The 17,021-nt window shown below is 62.4% G+C and carries 18 protein-coding genes; 8 read left to right on the top strand and 10 right to left on the bottom strand.

What is annotated here, in order from left to right; all coding sequences use genetic code 11:
• Nucleotides 1-4: 4 nt before the first annotated feature.
• A complete protein-coding gene (gene estP, locus N7650_RS22275; RefSeq protein ID WP_279900050.1) occupies nucleotides 5-1,912 on the bottom strand; it encodes an esterase EstP in 1,908 nt (635 codons plus the stop codon).
• Nucleotides 1,913-2,277: 365 nt separating this feature from the next.
• Between estP and N7650_RS22270 the strand changes: the two genes are divergently transcribed.
• From N7650_RS22270 to N7650_RS22255, 4 genes are all read left to right on the top strand, one after another.
• Complete coding sequence (locus N7650_RS22270; protein ID WP_064302969.1) at nucleotides 2,278-2,871, top strand: aminodeoxychorismate/anthranilate synthase component II; 594 nt, start codon at nucleotides 2,278-2,280, stop codon at nucleotides 2,869-2,871.
• Between the two features lie 9 nt (nucleotides 2,872-2,880).
• On the top strand, nucleotides 2,881-3,930 hold the full coding sequence (gene trpD, locus N7650_RS22265) for an anthranilate phosphoribosyltransferase (RefSeq protein ID WP_279900049.1): 1,050 nt from the start codon (nucleotides 2,881-2,883) through the stop codon (nucleotides 3,928-3,930).
• A complete protein-coding gene (gene trpC / locus N7650_RS22260; protein WP_279900048.1) occupies nucleotides 3,927-4,742 on the top strand; it encodes an indole-3-glycerol phosphate synthase TrpC in 816 nt (271 codons plus the stop codon). Before trpD ends, trpC begins: the two co-directional genes overlap by 4 nt.
• 163 nt (nucleotides 4,743-4,905) lie before the next feature.
• Nucleotides 4,906-5,610: a lipoate--protein ligase family protein gene (locus tag N7650_RS22255; RefSeq protein ID WP_009408509.1), complete on the top strand. Its 705-nt coding sequence runs from the start codon at nucleotides 4,906-4,908 to the stop codon at nucleotides 5,608-5,610.
• Here N7650_RS22255 and crp read toward each other — a convergent pair.
• Nucleotides 5,607-6,251, bottom strand: a complete 645-nt coding sequence (gene crp, locus N7650_RS22250; RefSeq protein WP_279900047.1) for a cAMP-activated global transcriptional regulator CRP — start codon at nucleotides 6,249-6,251, stop codon at nucleotides 5,607-5,609. The two genes, N7650_RS22255 and crp, sit on opposite strands and share 4 nt — an antisense overlap.
• 190 nt (nucleotides 6,252-6,441) lie before the next feature.
• On the opposite strand from crp, the gene N7650_RS22245 reads away from it, so the two are divergent.
• Nucleotides 6,442-6,864 (top strand): OsmC family protein, encoded by a 423-nt coding sequence (locus tag N7650_RS22245; RefSeq protein WP_009408513.1) that lies wholly within the window; start codon nucleotides 6,442-6,444, stop codon nucleotides 6,862-6,864.
• A gap of 4 nt (nucleotides 6,865-6,868) precedes the next feature.
• Here the strand turns inward: N7650_RS22245 and N7650_RS22240 are convergent, their stop codons facing one another.
• The 6 genes from N7650_RS22240 to hemJ form a co-directional block, all read right to left on the bottom strand.
• Nucleotides 6,869-7,909, bottom strand: a complete 1,041-nt coding sequence (locus N7650_RS22240; RefSeq protein WP_009408515.1) for a DUF2157 domain-containing protein — start codon at nucleotides 7,907-7,909, stop codon at nucleotides 6,869-6,871.
• Between the two features lie 6 nt (nucleotides 7,910-7,915).
• Nucleotides 7,916-8,563 (bottom strand): 2-polyprenyl-3-methyl-6-methoxy-1,4-benzoquinone monooxygenase, encoded by a 648-nt coding sequence (gene coq7, locus N7650_RS22235; protein ID WP_009408517.1) that lies wholly within the window; start codon nucleotides 8,561-8,563, stop codon nucleotides 7,916-7,918.
• A gap of 65 nt (nucleotides 8,564-8,628) precedes the next feature.
• A complete protein-coding gene (locus tag N7650_RS22230) occupies nucleotides 8,629-8,967 on the bottom strand; it encodes a histidine triad nucleotide-binding protein (RefSeq protein WP_009408519.1) in 339 nt (112 codons plus the stop codon).
• 73 nt (nucleotides 8,968-9,040) lie between these two features.
• Complete coding sequence (locus N7650_RS22225) at nucleotides 9,041-9,814, bottom strand: SDR family oxidoreductase (protein ID WP_009408521.1); 774 nt, start codon at nucleotides 9,812-9,814, stop codon at nucleotides 9,041-9,043.
• Between the two features lie 49 nt (nucleotides 9,815-9,863).
• Nucleotides 9,864-10,820 (bottom strand): nitronate monooxygenase family protein, encoded by a 957-nt coding sequence (locus N7650_RS22220; RefSeq protein WP_009408523.1) that lies wholly within the window; start codon nucleotides 10,818-10,820, stop codon nucleotides 9,864-9,866.
• Nucleotides 10,821-10,847: 27 nt separating this feature from the next.
• Complete coding sequence (gene hemJ / locus N7650_RS22215) at nucleotides 10,848-11,270, bottom strand: protoporphyrinogen oxidase HemJ (RefSeq protein WP_170395230.1); 423 nt, start codon at nucleotides 11,268-11,270, stop codon at nucleotides 10,848-10,850.
• Nucleotides 11,271-11,412: 142 nt separating this feature from the next.
• On the opposite strand from hemJ, the gene argC reads away from it, so the two are divergent.
• Both argC and erpA read left to right on the top strand, forming a co-directional pair.
• Nucleotides 11,413-12,447, top strand: a complete 1,035-nt coding sequence (gene argC / locus N7650_RS22210; RefSeq protein ID WP_009408527.1) for an N-acetyl-gamma-glutamyl-phosphate reductase — start codon at nucleotides 11,413-11,415, stop codon at nucleotides 12,445-12,447.
• A gap of 144 nt (nucleotides 12,448-12,591) precedes the next feature.
• Nucleotides 12,592-12,942: an iron-sulfur cluster insertion protein ErpA gene (gene erpA, locus N7650_RS22205; RefSeq protein ID WP_009408529.1), complete on the top strand. Its 351-nt coding sequence runs from the start codon at nucleotides 12,592-12,594 to the stop codon at nucleotides 12,940-12,942.
• 59 nt (nucleotides 12,943-13,001) lie between these two features.
• Here the strand turns inward: erpA and N7650_RS22200 are convergent, their stop codons facing one another.
• Nucleotides 13,002-14,093, bottom strand: coding sequence for an anhydro-N-acetylmuramic acid kinase (locus tag N7650_RS22200; protein WP_009408532.1), 1,092 nt, complete (start codon nucleotides 14,091-14,093; stop codon nucleotides 13,002-13,004).
• A 3-nt stretch (nucleotides 14,094-14,096) separates the two neighbouring features.
• The gene (locus N7650_RS22195) at nucleotides 14,097-15,524 is read right to left on the bottom strand and encodes a peptidoglycan DD-metalloendopeptidase family protein (protein ID WP_009408534.1); all 1,428 of its coding nucleotides are present in this window, start codon (nucleotides 15,522-15,524) and stop codon (nucleotides 14,097-14,099) included.
• 210 nt (nucleotides 15,525-15,734) lie between these two features.
• Between N7650_RS22195 and tyrS the strand changes: the two genes are divergently transcribed.
• Nucleotides 15,735-16,934, top strand: a complete 1,200-nt coding sequence (gene tyrS / locus N7650_RS22190; protein ID WP_009408536.1) for a tyrosine--tRNA ligase — start codon at nucleotides 15,735-15,737, stop codon at nucleotides 16,932-16,934.
• The last annotated feature ends 87 nt before the right edge of the window (nucleotides 16,935-17,021 follow it).

Raw genomic sequence — 17,021 nt, 5'->3', positions numbered from 1 at the left:
GCGCTTAGAACTCCAGACTCAAGGCCAGATTGACCCCTTGCTGGGTCAACTCGTCACTCTTGCGCCAGTTGTAGCTTCCGCGCAGCGCCACTCCCGGCGCCACCGTCTGGCTCAGGCCCAGGCTCACCCGGTTCAGATTGCTCTGCGGCGTATACCCGGTCAGGGTGAAGTCGTTCGCCGGCAGGCTGTTCAGGTGCATGGTCAGGTCCTGCGTGTCATCCTCGAACTCATGCTCATGGGCAACCTCGCCGAACAGCAGGGTCGCTGGCGCCACCCGGTACTTGCCCTGCAGCCCGGCACCCAGCCGCCGTGAATCACGTTTCTGGTCATCGAAGGTCAGCGCCGTGGCCCGCATGCCTTTCTCGCTATAGCCATCCACCTCGATTCGCGCGTAATCGGCGCTGACGAATGGCGACAGGCTCCACTCGCTGCCCGGCGCCGCCAGATCGAAGCCGAGGCGGGCGGAGACGGCGACTACATCGCCATCGGTATCGCCTTTCTCGCTGCGGTCATTGGGCCCGAGGGCGAAGGTGCGTTGCAGGTCGTCGTAGTCCAGGCGCCCGCCGGTCAGCGCGGCATCGGCCCACCAGCGGCCGTGGTTGAACTGGGCGAAGACGGTGGCGAGGTAGCTGTTCAGGCGATAGTCGGAGTCCCGTGCTCCCGCTTCCAGCTTCTGCCGATAGACGCCGCCAGCGATACCGATGCGCCAGTCCTGGTCGAGACGGTAGCTGCCGCCGACGGTGAGGTTGTAGCCGTGGCCGTCGGCGCTGGCCGAGCTGCGCTGGCTGTCGATATCCAGCTTTTGCCCGCCCGCAGCGACGATCGCCTGCCATTGTCCGACCGGCTGCCAGTCGGCTTGCCATTGGTTGCGCAGCTCATCCTGATGCGCGCGCAAGGTGCCATGGGCCATTTCCGGCAGCAACGTCAGTTCCCAGGGCGCGGAAAGGATCGAATAGCCGTAGTCGGCGATCATCCGCTGGCCGGCGATGGTCGGGTGCACCGAGTCGTTGAACAGCAGCTTGCTGGCGTCCGGGTTGCTGCCGTTGGCGCCATATACCGGATTCTGCGTGCAGCCGTTGCCGCTGTAGCAGGTTTGCAGCAGGTTCTGGTCGCTGGCGAGGCCGAACAGGCCTGGCGAGGCGATGGCTTCCTGGAACAGCAGAGGGATGTTCAGCGGAATGATCTGGGCATCGATCCGTGCCAACTGGCTGACCAGGGCCTGGTTGAACAAGGCACTGAGCTGCGAACTGGCGTCTTGCAGCGGTGTGCCGTTCAGCGCCGGCGTCAAGCCGAGGTCGGGCAGCAGCCAGACCATGATGTAGCGCGCCCCCGCCTGTTGCAGCGCCTGCGCGCTGGCCGCCAGTTGGGTGGCCGATGTTGCGGCGGCGGCAGGCGAAGTCACCAACCCCTGGAGGAAGTCGTTGCCGCCGCCGGTGAGGTAATACAGCGCATTGGGATCGGCCAGGCGTCCGCCGGCCAGGTAGCCCGGGCGCTGGCGCAGCACCGTGCCTTCGCCAGGGTTGCCCGGGGGAATGACCACCAGGGATTCGCCGGTGATGGATTCGAAGATCTGGTCGGTTCGATAGCCGCCGGTCGCCCAGTTGTTGCCATCCGCAATGCCCAAGGCGGCGTTGACCGGTGAAGTGGAGGCATTCAGGTCGCCCGGGGCGATGCCCAGGTAGCCGCCGAGAAGCATCGACGACACCGGGGCGAAAGTGCCGTCCGGGTTGCGGTTGGTGTAGCGCTGGCTGGTGCCGGGCGCACCATCGGGGTCGGGGAACTGGCCGGCGTCGGCGAGGCTGTCGCCGAACACGATCATCGTCGAGTAGGGGGAGGGAGTGGCCATGGCATTGGCACAGGCGAGGGCGAGCAAGCACGCGGCGGATTGACGCAGATAACGGCGTTTTCTCATCGCAAGAGTCCTTTTGTCGTTGTTTTTGGGCATTGCGCCCGAACACGGTAGCAAATCCCTGGCTTCGTGCCCCCTCGATATTGCGCGCATTGTTTCCGTAAGCTACTGTGCGGCAACGTATGAACGAGACCTACCCCGTGTTGATCGTCAGCAAACTCTTGATGCGCGTTATCAAGGCCCACGCCCGCTGGCGTTGGCGCGCCTGACTTTATCTCCTGCCGGTTTTCCGGCCCGTTACGTTTTGCCTTTCTGAAATGATTCCACACACCTTCGCAACAGTTGGAAATGACTGGGGCGGGTGGCACTGCATGTCGGCAGTCGGGAAGGCGACCTTTCAAAGTCAGTATTCAAGAGGTTGAGCCCAGATGTTACTGATGATCGACAACTACGACTCCTTCACCTACAACGTCGTCCAGTACTTCGGCGAGCTGGGGGCAGAGGTCAAGGTCATTCGCAACGACGAACTGACCATCGAACAGATCGAGGCCCTGCAGCCCGAGCGCATCGTCGTCTCTCCCGGCCCGTGCACACCGACCGAGGCCGGTGTGTCCATCGCCGCCATTCATCACTTCGCCGGCAAGCTGCCGATCCTGGGCGTTTGCCTGGGGCACCAGTCCATCGGCCAGGCCTTCGGCGGGGACGTGGTGCGCGCGCGCCAGGTGATGCACGGCAAGACCAGCCCGGTGGTCCATGAAAACAAGGGCGTGTTCGCCGGTCTCAACAATCCGTTGACCGTAACGCGCTACCACTCCCTGGTGGTCAAGCGCGAAACCTTGCCGGACTGCCTGGAGATGACCGCCTGGACCGCCTTCGAAGACGGCTCCATCGATGAAATCATGGGCCTGCGTCACAAGACCCTGAACATCGAAGGCGTGCAGTTCCACCCCGAGTCGATCCTCACCGAGCAGGGCCACGCGCTGTTCGCCAATTTCCTCAAGCAGACCGGCGGCCGCCGTTAAGGATTGCGCATGGATATCAAGACTGCCCTGGGCCGTATCGTCAGCCAACTCGACCTGTCCACCGAGGAAATGCGCGATGTGATGCGCCAGATCATGACCGGTCAGTGCACGGAGGCGCAGATCGGCGCTTTCCTGATGGGTATGCGCATGAAGAGCGAGAGCATCGACGAGATCGTCGGCGCGGTTTCGGTCATGCGCGAGCTGGCGGACAAGGTCGAACTGGAAACCCTCGACGGTGTGGTCGATATCGTCGGTACCGGCGGTGACGGCGCCAATATCTTCAACGTATCCACCGGCTCGGCGTTCGTCGTCGCCGCAGCTGGTTGCACGGTAGCCAAGCACGGTAACCGCGCGGTCTCCGGCAAAAGCGGTAGCGCCGATCTGCTGGAGGCCGCAGGTATCTACCTGAACCTGACGCCGGTCCAGGTTGCCCGCTGCATCGACAGCGTCGGTATCGGCTTCATGTTCGCCCAGACCCATCACAGCGCCATGAAACACGCCGCAGGCCCGCGCCGCGACCTGGGTCTGCGGACCCTGTTCAACATGCTCGGCCCGCTTACGAATCCGGCTGGTGTGAAGCACCAGGTTGTCGGTGTGTTTACCCAGGCACTCTGCCGCCCGCTTGCCGAAGTGCTGCAGCGCCTGGGCAGCAAGCATGTGCTGGTGGTGCACTCGAAGGATGGCCTGGACGAGTTCAGCCTCGCCGCACCGACCTTCGTCGCCGAATTGAAGAACGGTGAAATCACCGAGTATTGGGTCGAGCCGGAAGACCTTGGCATGAAAAGCCAGAGCCTGCACGGCCTGGCGGTCAGCGGTCCGGAGGAGTCCCTGGCGTTGATCCGCGATGCCATTGGCCGACGCAAGACCGAGAACGGCCAGAAGGCCGCCGAGATGATCGTCCTCAATGCTGGCGCGGCACTCTATGCAGCGGATCTGGCAATAAGCCTCAAGCAAGGCGTCGAACTGGCCCACGATGCACTGCACACCGGCCTCGCTCGGGAAAAGATGGAAGAGCTGGGTGCCTTTACCGCGGTATTCAAGCAGGAGAATGAAGGATGAGTGTGCCGACGGTTCTGGAAAAGATCCTCGCCCGCAAGGTCGAGGAGGTCGCTGAGCGCAGCGCCCGGGTCAGTCTCGCCGAGCTGGAGCGCCTGGCCGCGGCCGCCGATGCGCCGCGCGGCTTTGCCAATGCGCTGATCGAGCAGGCCCGGCGCAAGCAGCCGGCTGTCATCGCCGAGATCAAGAAGGCGTCGCCGAGCAAGGGTGTGATCCGCGAGCACTTCGTTCCGGCGGAAATCGCCGTCAGCTATGAGAAAGGTGGGGCGACCTGTCTGTCGGTGCTGACCGATGTGGACTACTTCCTCGGGGCTGACGCCTACCTGCAGCAGGCCCGTGCTGCGGTGTCGCTGCCGGTTATCCGCAAGGACTTCATGGTCGATCCGTACCAGATCGTCGAAGCCCGTGCCTTGGGCGCCGACTGTGTGCTGCTGATCGTCTCTGCCCTGGACGACGTGAAGATGGCCGAACTGGCCGCCACTGCAAAAGGCGTCGGCCTCGACGTACTGGTGGAAGTGCATGACAGCGACGAGCTGGAGCGCGCGCTGAAGACCCTCGACACTCCGCTGATCGGGGTCAACAATCGCAACCTGCACACCTTCGAGGTCAGCCTGGAAGCCACCCTGGACCTGCTGCCACGCATTCCGCGCGATCGCCTGGCGGTTACCGAGAGCGGCATCCTCAATCGGGCCGATGTCGAGCTGATGGAAATCAACGAGGTCTACTCGTTCCTGGTAGGCGAGGCCTTCATGCGTGCCGAGGAGCCGGGAGTAGAGCTGCAGCGCCTGTTCTTCCCCGGGGGCGTGCCCGACTGATCGACTCGAAGCCGGCGTTTGCCGGCTTTTTTATTTCAGGTCGGACAATGATGTCGTCTGGCCTGGCCTCATCGCTGGCAAGCCAGCTCCCACAGGGCATATGGGGCTGGCTTGCCAGCGATGAGGTCATCAGCAACAGCCAAGGGTTAAAGGAAAGAACCACATGAGTGAACAACCCGTAGCCGTAACCGTCGCAGCCGGCCTGCAGGCCGAGCAGGATCTGCTGGCGGCTGTCTGCAAGGGCGATCAGGACCATGGCCTGCTGTTCTGGCGCCCTACCGACCGGGCACTGGTGATGCCGCGCCGGATGAGTCGGCTGGACGGCTTCGAGGCCGCCTGTGGCGAACTGGCGATCGGAGGCTGGCCGGTGCTGCTGCGCGAAACCGGTGGCGAGCCGGTTCCCCAGTCCTCGGCCGTGATCAATATCGCCTTGGTGTACGTCGCACCACGCAGTGAAGGCGACCTAAACCGGATCGAGACCGCCTACGAGCGCTTGTGCCTGCCGTTGTGCGAGGTCCTGCGGGAGTGGGGAGGCGTGGCTTCCGTCGGGGAGATCGAAGGCGCCTTCTGCGATGGGCGCTATAACGTCAATCTGAATGGTCGCAAGCTGGTTGGCACGGCCCAGCGCTGGCGCCAGGGCCTGGGAGGTAAACGCCCGGTGGTGCTGGTGCATGGCGCGCTTTTGCTGGATAACGAGCGCGAATCGATGGTCGCGGCGGTCAACCGCTTCAATGAGTGTTGCGAGCTGGAGCAGCGTTGCCTGGCCGACAGCCATATCGCCTTGCATGAAGTCATGCCCGAGGCACCGTTGCTGGAGTGCCTGGCCCAGGCCTATGCCCGGACCCTCGAAGCCATTGCCAAGGATTAACGGGTGCCGAAGACGACCATGGTCTTGCCTTTCACATGCACCAGGTTGCGTTCTTCGAGGTCCTTCAGAACGCGACCGACCATCTCACGCGAGCAGCCGACAATACGACCGATCTCCTGACGGGTGATCTTGATCTGCATGCCGTCCGGGTGGGTCATCGCATCCGGCTGCTTGCACAGCTCCAGCAGGCAACGGGCCACGCGGCCGGTGACGTCGAAGAAGGCCAGGTCACCGACCTTGCGCGTGGTATTGCGCAGGCGCTGAGCCATTTGGCTGCCGAGGGCGTAGAGAATGTCCTGGTCCTGGCGAGCCAGCTCGCGGAATTTCTCGTAGCTGATTTCTGCAACTTCGCATTCGCTTTTCGCCCTTACCCAGGCGCTGCGCTGCTGTTCCTTGCCCGTGGGTTCGAAAAGCCCGAGTTCGCCGAAGAAATCGCCGCTGTGTAGGTAGGCGATGATCATTTCCCGACCATCATCGCCTTCGATCAGGATGGTGACCGAACCCTTGACGATGAACGACAAGGTTTCAGCGGTATCGCCGGCGCTGAGAATATTGCTTTTGGCCGGGAAGCGGCGGCGCTGGCAGTGCGCAAGCAACTTGTCGACATTCTTGATCTTGGCTGGAAGTGTTGCGGCAACCATGGTTAAGCCCCGAAATACGCGGTCCGTGAGTATTTGTTGTTCTGGGATGGGTGCAAACGCCATCAAATTGGCGTCAGTTTATCAGACGACAAGATGTTATCGGCATATTTACTCAAGTGCTTAAGCCTTTTCGCTTTCGCCTGTAGGGACTAAGCTGGCAGCCATTTTTCCAAGCGAGAGGAAACCGGTTATGAAGGCGCGTATCCAGTGGGCCGGCGAGGCAATGTTCCTGGGTGAGTCGGGCAGTGGCCATGTTGTCGTGATGGACGGCCCACCCGAGGCGGGTGGGCGCAACCTGGGTGTTCGTCCGATGGAAATGCTCTTGCTGGGCCTGGGCGGCTGCAGCAATTTCGATGTGGTCAGTATCCTGCGCAAGTCCCGCCAGGCTGTCGAAAGCTGCGAAGCCTTCCTTGAAGCCGAGCGGGCCAGCGAGGATCCCAAGGTGTTCACCAAGATCCACCTGCATTTCGTGGTCAAGGGCCGTGGCCTGAAGGAAGCCCAGGTCAAGCGGGCCGTCGAGCTGTCGGCAGAGAAGTACTGCTCGGCATCGATCATGCTGGGCCGTGCCGGTGTAGAGATCAGCCACGACTACGAGATCGTCGAACTCGGCTGATCCCTCAGCGCCGCAGTGCCGGCAGCCAGTCCATCAGGCTGGCCGGCAGTGCGGCGCACAGTCGGTCGCTGAGGCGCTCACGGTGTTTCTGGTAGAGCAGGCCGAGGCCGATCACCGCCAGGCCGATCAGGCTCAGGACCACCGGGAACAGCAACGACTCGGCGAACACCTCGTATGACAGATAGCCGAGATAGGCCGCCACACCCAGCGCGCCGAAGACCATGAACATCGGTCGGCGCAGCAACACCGCCACCAGCATCAGGCCGACGTTGATCAGGCAGTACAGGGCCTTGCCCAGTTCGCTGTCACTGTTCATCGAGGTCAGCCCGCCCCAGAACGCCAGCAATCCGGCCAGATAACCCCAAAACGCGTAGTCCTCGCGGGTGCGGCCGTCGATCAGCAGGACCACCAGCAGCAGGCCCAGCCCGAACCACAACGAAACCTCCTGGCGTTGCTCCCAGGTGAAGGTGTCGCCGTGGAACCACTCGCTCAGGTCCATCGACATGAACCACAGCGCCACGGCGATCGGCATGACGATGAACGGGAAGGGGATCAGGCGCAGCATCAGCAGGCCGGCGCAGACCGTCGCTACTTCCATCAACAACCAGCCGCCCTGCACGTAGCGGTAATAGTTGTGATAGTCGCCCTGGCTGTCGTCCAGCGGCCAGAGCCCGGTCAGGCGTTCGAGGGCGAACACCGCCAGTGGCACGATGCTCACCGCCACTGCGGCAAGTACACCGCCGGGAATCAGTTGGCCGCGGCGCTGCATGGCCAGGCCGGCGAAGGTCAGCAGGGTGATGTAGGCGAGGGCAACCACCAGCAGCGCGGTGTCGCCGATGCGCATCCAGGCTTCGCTCAGCAGCCAGCCCATGGCGCCCATGATCAGCAGGGCGCCCAGATAGAAGGCGACGTGGGCGAGCTGGAAACTGGGGTGCTGCGCCGGTTGTTCGCGCAGGAAGCGCAGGAGCGCCTGTTCCTGCTCGGCGCTCAACAGGCCCGCTTCAACTGCGCGGGCCAGGTCCCTGGCATCGAAGCGCCCGGTCATGGCGGGTCAGATTCGGTAGGTGCTTTTGGTCATGACCTTGGCCATCAGGCTCATGCCGAACTTGACCGGCGCCGGGAAACGGAACCCTCCGGCATCCAGGGCCGCGTCGGCGTGGTGTTCTTCGTCGATGCGCATCTGCTCGAGGATCGCCCGGGATTTCTCGTCTTCCGGCGGAATCTGCTCCAGGTGTTCGTCGAGATGCTTGCAGACCTGATGCTCGGTGGCGGCGACGAAGCCCAGGCTGACCTTGTCACTGATCAGGCCGGCAACCGCGCCGATGCCGAACGACATCCCGTAGAACAGCGGATTGAGAATGCTTGGCGAGCTGCCCAGTTGGCGGATGCGTTGCTCGCACCAGACCAGGTGGTCGATTTCTTCGTCGGCAGCCTGCTCCATCGCTTTGCGCACTTCCGGCAGCTTGGCGGTCAGGGCCTGACCTTGATAGAGCGCCTGGGCGCAGACCTCGCCGGTGTGGTTGATGCGCATCAGGCCGGCGACATGGCGGGCCTGCTTGTCGTCCAGCTCGGCTTCGGGCTGGATAATGGCAGGAGATGGACGGGAAGGTTGGCCGCTGAAGGGCAGCAAGGTACGCATGGCCGTATCGGCCTGCAGCAACAAGCGGTCGAGCGGCGAGTATTGACGTTCGGTAGCCATCGGGCACCTCCGCAAGAATGTGCCCGACAGTCTAACTCAAACCCCGTGACAGGGCTTGCGCTGGATCAGCCCGGAGGCCAGTGCATCTGACGCTGGCCGAGCACGTGCATGTGAATGTGGTAGACCGTCTGGCCGCCCAGTTCGTTGCAGTTCATCACGACGCGGAAGCCGTCCTCGCAACCCAGCTCCTTGGCCAAGCGCTGGGCGGTGAAGAGGATATGTCCGGCCAGGCCCTTATCTTCCTCGGTGAGGTCGTTGAGGGTGCGGATCGGCTTTTTCGGGATGACCAGGAAGTGTACCGGCGCCTGCGGGGCGATATCGTGGAACGCCAGGACCTGGTCGTCTTCGTAGATGATCTTCGCCGGGATTTCCCGGTTGATGATCTTGGTGAAAATTGTCTCCACAACGCTTGCTCCATGGTGGTGGTCGGGCCTGAGTGTACTCAGCCGGCACGCCGCCGCCCAGTGGCGATTCGATTCAGCGTGGGCAGTAGGCGCGGTTGATGACACCCGCCAGCTTGCGACTGATCCAGCGGGTCAGCAGGCGTGGCGCCCGCGCCAGCCAGCGGTTGCGGCGGCCGGGGATGATGATCGCCTTGTTGCGGTCCAGTGCGCGCACGGTATAGAGCGCGACTTCTTCCGGACTCAGGCAGCGGTTACCTTTTTCCAGGCGCGGGATACGCCGGTTGGCCGAACGCACCGGGCCGGGGCACAGCACCGAGACCTTGATCCCGGTCTGCTTGAGTTCTTCGCGCAGGCCTTCGGAGAAATGCAGGACATAGGCCTTGCTCGCGGCATAGCTGCTCATCCACGGGCCCGGTGCGAAAGCGGCGAGTGAAGCTACATTGAGGATCTGTCCGCCCCCCTGTACGGCCATGGCGTTGCCCAAGGCATGGCAAAGGCGTGTGAGAGCGAGGATGTTGACCTCGATCAGGTCCTGCTCGTCGCCCCACTCCTGGGCGAGGAAGTGCCCGTAGGAGCGGATGCCGGCACAGTTCACCAGCAAATCGATCTGCCGCTCGCCTTCCTCCAGCTCCAGCAGGAAACCCGACAACCGCAGCGGTTCGCCAAGGTCACAGGCGCGGAACAATACTTCCACACCAAAGCGCTGGGTGAGTTCGATGGCGACCGGCTCTAGCCGCTCGCGCTGGCGTGCTACCAGGATCAGGTTGCGCCCCCGCCGCGCCAATGCTTCGGCCAGTGCCAGGCCCAGACCGCTGGAGGCACCGGTGATCATGGCGTAACGGGTCATGCGGCTCTCCAATGGCGGGGGCGTTCGAAAAGGGCGCCTAGTCTACTTGTTAGCGTGGCCAGTGGCTGCCCAGTTGACCGGCTTTTTTCAGCGCCTGGCGATATTCCTCGTCGAGGCGGGCGATCAACTGATTCACCGGCAATTCCCGGTCGATGGCCCCCACGCCCTGGCCGGCGGACCATACGGTTTTCCAGGCCTTGGCTTCTTCATGGATGGGCTTGAGCTGGATGTCGCCGCCTTTGGCCAGCTTGGTCAGGTCATAGCCGGCCTTTTCCAGGCTCTGGCGCATGAAGCTGGCGGGAACGCCGGACACTACCGGGGTATGCACGATATCGGCGGCCCTGGCCTCCAGCAGCATCGCTTTGTACTCCGGCGAGGCCTGGCTTTCCAGGCTGGCGATGAAATGGGTGCCCAGATAGGCGAGGTCAGCGCCGAGCAATTGGGCGGCGAGGATCTCGTGGCCGCTATTGAGGCAGCCAGCGAGGAGGAGGGTCTTGTGGAAGAACTGGCGGATTTCGCTGACCAGGGCGAACGGACTCCAGGTGCCGGCATGCCCGCCAGCGCCCGCAGCTACTGCGATCAGGCCGTCGACGCCGGCCTCGGCGGCCTTTTCGGCATGCCGCCGGGTCGTCACATCGTGGAACACCAGGCCGCCGTAGCCATGCACGGCGTCCACCACTTCCTTCACAGCGCCCAGGCTGGTGATCACCACCGGCACCTTGTGTTCGATGCAGGCGGCCAGGTCGGCCTGCAAGCGCGGATTGCTCTGGTGGACGATCAGGTTCACCGCATAGGGGGCGGGGTTGGCCAGGTCGGCCAGCCCTGTTTCGATCTCCTCCAGCCAGCCCCGGAAGCCCGCGGTGTCGCGCTGATTCAGCGCGGGGAAACTGCCCATCACGCCATTGCCGCAACAGGCCAGGACCAGTTGTGGGTTCGATATCAGGAACATCGGTGCTGCCACTACCGGCAGGCGCAGGCGTCGTTCGAGCAGTTCGGGCAATGACATGAGGATTCTCGCGTTTGAATGCCGGAATCAGAACGGTTTGACCACCACCAGAATTACGATCAACAGCAGGAACAGTACCGGTATTTCGTTAAACCAGCGGAAGTAGACGTGACTGCGGTGGTTTTCGCCGCGGGCGAAGCGCTTCACGTTGGCGCCGCACATGTGATGGTAGCCGGTGAGCAGGATCACCAGCGTCAGCTTGGCGTGCAGCCAGCCCTGGCTCAGCCAGCCCGGGGTCAGGTAGAGCATCCAGATGCCGAAGACGAAGGCGGCGATCATCGCCGGGCCCATGATGAAGCGATAAAGCTTGCGCTCCATCACCACGAAGCGGTCGCGGCTGACCTGGTCCTCGCTTGCGGCGTGGTAGACGAACAGGCGTGGCAGGTAGAAGAGGCCGGCAAACCAGCAGACGATGGCAACGATATGCAGGGCTTTGATCCAGAGGTACAGCATGTTTTTCAGTCCTTGGCGGTTCACGGTCGTCAGATAGTAGTAGCTAGGCGCTGCGCCCGTCATCTCAACGGTTGTGGCGGCCACCACGGGCACCTATCATCACTGGTTTTCCAGTCGGTTCGTTGATAGGGGGCAGTTAATGGTCAAGGTCGGTATCGTCGGCGGCACGGGTTACACCGGTGTCGAGTTGCTGCGTCTGCTGGCACAGCATCCTCAGGCTGAAGTCGCAGTCATCACCTCGCGCTCGGAAGCGGGCCTGGCGGTGGCCGACATGTACCCGAACCTGCGAGGCCACTACGATAACCTCGCGTTCAGCGTTCCGGACACCAAGGCCCTGGCCGCCTGCGACGTGGTGTTCTTCGCCACTCCGCACGGCGTCGCCCATGCCCTGGCCGGTGAGTTGCTGGCGGCTGGCACCAAGGTGATCGACCTGTCCGCCGACTTCCGTCTGCAGGACGCCGATGAGTGGGCCAAATGGTACGGCCAGCCGCACGGCGCTCCCGAGCTGCTGAAGGATGCTGTCTACGGCTTGCCCGAAGTCAACCGCGAGCAGATCCGCCAGGCGCGCCTGATTGCCGTGCCGGGTTGCTACCCGACCGCCACCCAGCTGGGCTTCCTGCCGCTGCTCGAAGCTGGAATCGCCGACGCCTCGCGCCTTATCGCCGACTGCAAGTCCGGTGTCAGCGGCGCCGGGCGTGGTGCCAGCGTCGGTTCGCTGTTCTGTGAGGCGGGCGAGAGCATGAAGGCCTATGCGGTGAAAGGTCACCGCCACCTGCCGGAAATTCGCCAGGGCCTGCGTCGTGCCGCAGGTGGTGAGGTCGGCCTGACCTTCGTGCCACACCTGACCCCAATGATCCGTGGCATTCACTCGACACTTTACGCAACGGTCGCCGATACCTCGGTTGACCTGCAGGCGCTGTTCGAGAAGCGTTACGCCAACGAACCGTTCGTGGACGTGATGCCGGCTGGCAGCCATCCGGAAACCCGTAGCGTACGTGGCGCCAACGTCTGCCGTATCGCTGTTCATCGTCCACAGGGTGGCGACCTGGTGGTCGTGCTCTCCGTTATCGACAACCTGGTGAAAGGCGCTTCCGGCCAGGCGGTGCAGAACCTCAACATCCTCTTTGGCCTCGATGAGCGCCTTGGCCTGTCCCACGCAGGCTTGCTGCCGTAAGCAACGGCTTGTCAGGCTACCGGCGGGACTTATGCTTTCCGCTTGTAGCCTGATACCGCTTATATAGTTGACCGATTTTCTCGGGGAAGCGGATAATGCGCGCCATCACGCACGATGGCGGTATAGCGCCGGGAGATATTCAGCATGAGCGTCGAATCCTTCACCCCTTCGGCCCTGCAGTTCACGCACAACGCCGCGCACAAGGTGAAGACCCTGGTTGACGAAGAGGGCAATGATCGTCTGAAGTTGCGGGTTTTCGTGACAGGCGGTGGCTGCTCCGGCTTCCAGTACGGCTTTACCTTCGATGAAGACATCGCGGAAGACGACACCATTGTCGAGCGCGAGGGCGTTGCCCTGGTGGTCGATCCAATGAGCTTCCAGTACCTGGCGGGCGCCGAAGTGGACTACCAGGAAGGCCTGGAAGGCTCGCGTTTCGTCATCAAGAACCCGAATGCCACGACCACTTGCGGTTGCGGTTCTTCGTTCTCGATCTGAGTCGCCTGGTCTTCAAGCAAAACGCCGCGCTTATGCGCGGCGTTTTGCTTTATTGAGCGTCATGCCGGGTAGATGGCCCCAAGTACTCGCGAGCCGCGAGCGCCGGTGACGCTGGGGCGGTTCGCGGCAATGCCTTCCAGGCAGCAATGAGCCAGCCAGGCGAAGGCCATGGCTTCGACCCAGTCCGGATCGACACCGAATTCGGCGGTGCTGCCGACCCGGGCAGCAGGAAGCAGGCCGGCCAGCCGTGCCATCAGCGCGCCGTTGTGCGCACCGCCACCACAGACCAGCAGGGCCTGGGTGTCTTGCTGGGCCTTCCTCAGCGAGTCAACGATGCTCAGCGCGGTGAGCTCCAGCAAGGTCGCCTGGACATCTTCATCGGCGCAGGCTGGCTGGGTGCTCAGGTGATGGTGCAGCCATGGAAGGTTGAACAATTCGCGGCCGGTACTCTTGGGGCCGGTGCCGGCGAAGAAAGGATCTCCCAGCAGGCTTGCGAGCAGCCCAGGAAGAATCTTGCCACTGGCTGCCCAGGCGCCGTTGGCGTCGTAGGCTAGGCCGCGCTTTTCGTTGATCCATGCATCCAGCAGAACATTGCCAGGGCCACAATCGAAGCCGGTAACCGGCTTGTCCTGCTCGATCAGGCTGAGATTGCTGAAGCCGCCGACATTGAGCACTGCAATACGCTCGCCCTGGGCGTTGAACAACGCATCATGAAAGGCGGGGACCAGCGGTGCACCCTGGCCGCCGGCAGCGACATCGCGGCGCCGGAAGTCGCCGACCACGCAGATACCGGTCAACTCCACAAGCAGGGCAGGATTGCCGATCTGCACGGTAAAGCCTCGGGCGGGTTCGTGGCGGATGGTCTGGCCGTGGCTGCCAATGGCGCGGATATCTTCGGGGCTAAGGCCTTCGGCATCGAGCAAGTGCCGGATACCCTGTGCTGCCAGCCGAACCCATTCGGCTTCTGCCAGGGCGGCGCGGGCAATCTCGTCCGGACCGCTGGCGCACAGGCCGAGCATGGCCAAGCGTAGCGTTTCGGGCATCGGAATGTAGTGGGAAGCGAGTAGAGAGACCCGCGGCTCGTTTTCGATCAAGGCGATGTCCAGTCCGTCGAGACTGGTACCGGACATCACTCCCAGATAAAGGGCCATGGATCAGCGCTTGTTCAAGGCGAGCATGCTGGCCTTTTCCTGGTCCATGCGGGCCACCAAAGGCTGGCTGACCTGCATGAAGCGTTGGCGTTCGGATTTCGCAATCGGATCGGCCATCGGCAGCTTCTGGCCCAGCGGATCGACGTGAACCCCGTTGACCTGGAACTCGTAGTGCAGGTGCGGGCCGGTGGACAGCCCGGTGGTGCCGATATAACCAATGACCTGGCCCTGCTTGACGGTGCTGCCGGTCTTCACGCCTTTGGCGAAGCCCTGCATGTGGCCGTAGAGCGTCTGGTAGGTGCTGCCGTGCTGGATGATCACGGTGTTGCCGTAGCCACCGCGACGACCGGCGAGGAGCACCTTGCCGTCACCGGCGGCCTTGATCGGCGTACCGCGTGGAGCAGCGTAGTCAACGCCCTTGTGGGCGCGGATCTTGTTCAGGATCGGGTGCTTGCGGCCTGCGGAGAAGCGCGAACTGATACGGGCGAAGTCCACCGGTGTACGGATAAAGGCCTTGCGCATGCTATTGCCGTCAGCGGTGTAGTAGCTGGTGCTGCCGGCCTTGTTGGTGTAGCGCACCGCACTGTATGTCTTGCCGCGGTTGGTGAAGCGTGCGGAAAGGATGTTCCCGGTGCCGACGACCTTGCCGTCGATCATCTTCTGCTCGTAGATCACGTCGAATTCGTCGCCTTGGCGGATGTCCTGGGCGAAGTCGATGTCGTAACCGAAGATGTTGGCCATATCCATGGTCAGGTTATGCGACAGGCCGGCGCGCTGGGCCGAGGCCGAGAGCGAGCTCTTGATCACGCCGTGGACATAGGCGGAGCGGGTGACTGGCTTGGTGACTTCACGGTTGAAGACGTAGCCGCTGGCGCTTTTGGCCAGGCGGATGGTTTCCAGGTCGCTCACCTTGCTGTGCAGGCTGGCCAGCTGGCCGTCCTTGTCCAGTTCGATCTGCAGTACCTGGCCGTTCTTCAACTGGCTGAACTGTTTGGCCTGCTTGTTACTGGCCAGTACTTCATGCACCGCGCTGGCAGGCAGGCCGAGCTTGGCGAAGAGCGTGGAGAGGGTGTCACCCTTGGCAACCACCACTTCGCGATGACCGGGCTGCTTGGCAGGCTCGGCTTCAGCGACTTCGGCTGCCTTCTCGGCAGGTTCGGTGGTGGCGGTGCCTTCGGATTGCGCTTCGGCGTTGTCGATCTGGGCGAAAGGCGAAGCACTGGTTTCTTCGCCGGCCAGTGGCTGTTCCGGTTGGGCCTTGAGCTGTTCGGTCGGGGCTTCCAGCTCGAGGTTGAGAGTGGTGCGCTTGGCTTCTACTTCGCTGGAAGGAAATACCAGCAAGGCCAGGCTGAGCAGGGCGGCGATGCCGCTGGCGGCCAACAGGTGGCTCTTCGGATAAAGCGGAGGCGCTTTAGTCGGTTCGTTGGTCATGTGATGAATAACTTTGAAAAAGATGAAAAGGAAAAGATGAATGACATGATGAAGATGAAATAACTGTATAAAATATAACCAAATCCCCTTCAAAGCAAGCGCGCAGACGTCATCAACCCGCCAGCGGGTCACATCAGTCGGCGGATCTTGTATTTGATGGCTGATCTTGTATGGTTGGGGCCCTTTGAATCTGAGCCTGCGGGTCTGTGTATGAAGTCGGTTGAAGAGCAGCTAGCGCTGATCAAGCGTGGTGCGGAAGAGGTCCTGGTAGAGGCCGAACTTGTCGAGAAACTCAAGCGCGGTCAGCCGCTGCGCATCAAGGCGGGTTTCGATCCGACCGCACCTGACCTGCACCTGGGACACACGGTCCTGATCAACAAGCTGCGCCAGTTCCAGGATCTGGGGCACCAGGTCATCTTCCTGATCGGGGACTTCACCGGCATGATCGGCGATCCCAGCGGCAAGAGCGCGACCCGTCCGCCGCTGACCCGCGAGCAGGTACTGGACAACGCCGAGACCTACAAGCAGCAGGTCTTCAAGATTCTCGACCCGGCCAAGACCGAAGTGGCGTTCAACTCCACCTGGATGGACAAGCTGACTCCAGCCGACTTTATTCGACTGGCTTCGCAGTACACCGTTGCGCGCATGCTCGAGCGCGACGACTTCGACAAGCGCTATAGCAGCAACCAGCCGATCGCTATCCATGAATTCCTTTATCCGCTGGTGCAGGGTTACGACTCCGTGGCGTTGAAGGCGGACGTCGAGCTGGGTGGTACTGACCAGAAGTTCAACCTGCTGATGGGGCGCGAGCTGCAGCGCAGCTATGGCCAGGAAGCTCAGAACATCGTGACCATGCCGCTACTGGAAGGTCTCGATGGTGTGAAGAAGATGTCCAAGTCCCTGGGCAACTACGTCGGCATCCAGGAAGCGCCTGGTGTCATGTACAGCAAGCTGGTTTCGATTCCTGACACGCTGATGTGGCGCTACTTCGAGCTGCTTAGCTTCCGCTCCATGGAAGAGATCGATGGTTTCCGTGCCGATGTGGCTGCTGGTGCCAACCCGCGTGACATCAAAATCAAGCTGGCCGAGGAGATCGTCGCTCGTTTCCATGGTGAAGAAGCGGCCGCCAATGCGCACCGTGCTGCAGGCAACCGCATGAAGGATGGCGAACTGCCGGAAGATCTGCCTGAGGTCGAGGTGCTTGCTGCGGAAGATATGCCGATCTCGGCCGTGCTGAACAAAGCGGGGTTGGTGAAGAACTCCGCTGCGGCGCGCGACCTGTTGGCCTCTGGTGGTGTTCGCGTCGATGGTGAGGTCGTCGATCGTGGTTTTGTCTTTGCTCTCGGCAAGACCCATGTCTGCCAGGCGGGCAAGAAGGCGTTTGCACGGATCACCCTGAAGGCTGAATAAGGAGGTCTTCTCCTTATATAGAGGTAATCGGTGTTTCAGGGCTGTTTTGAAAAAGTTTCAAATCAGCCCTTGACGCCCCGTTCCATC

It is taken from the genome of Pseudomonas sp. GD04058, assembly GCF_029836855.1.
GTDB lineage: Bacteria > Pseudomonadota > Gammaproteobacteria > Pseudomonadales > Pseudomonadaceae > Aquipseudomonas > Aquipseudomonas bharatica.
This window is presented reverse-complemented; position numbering and strand designations above follow the sequence as displayed.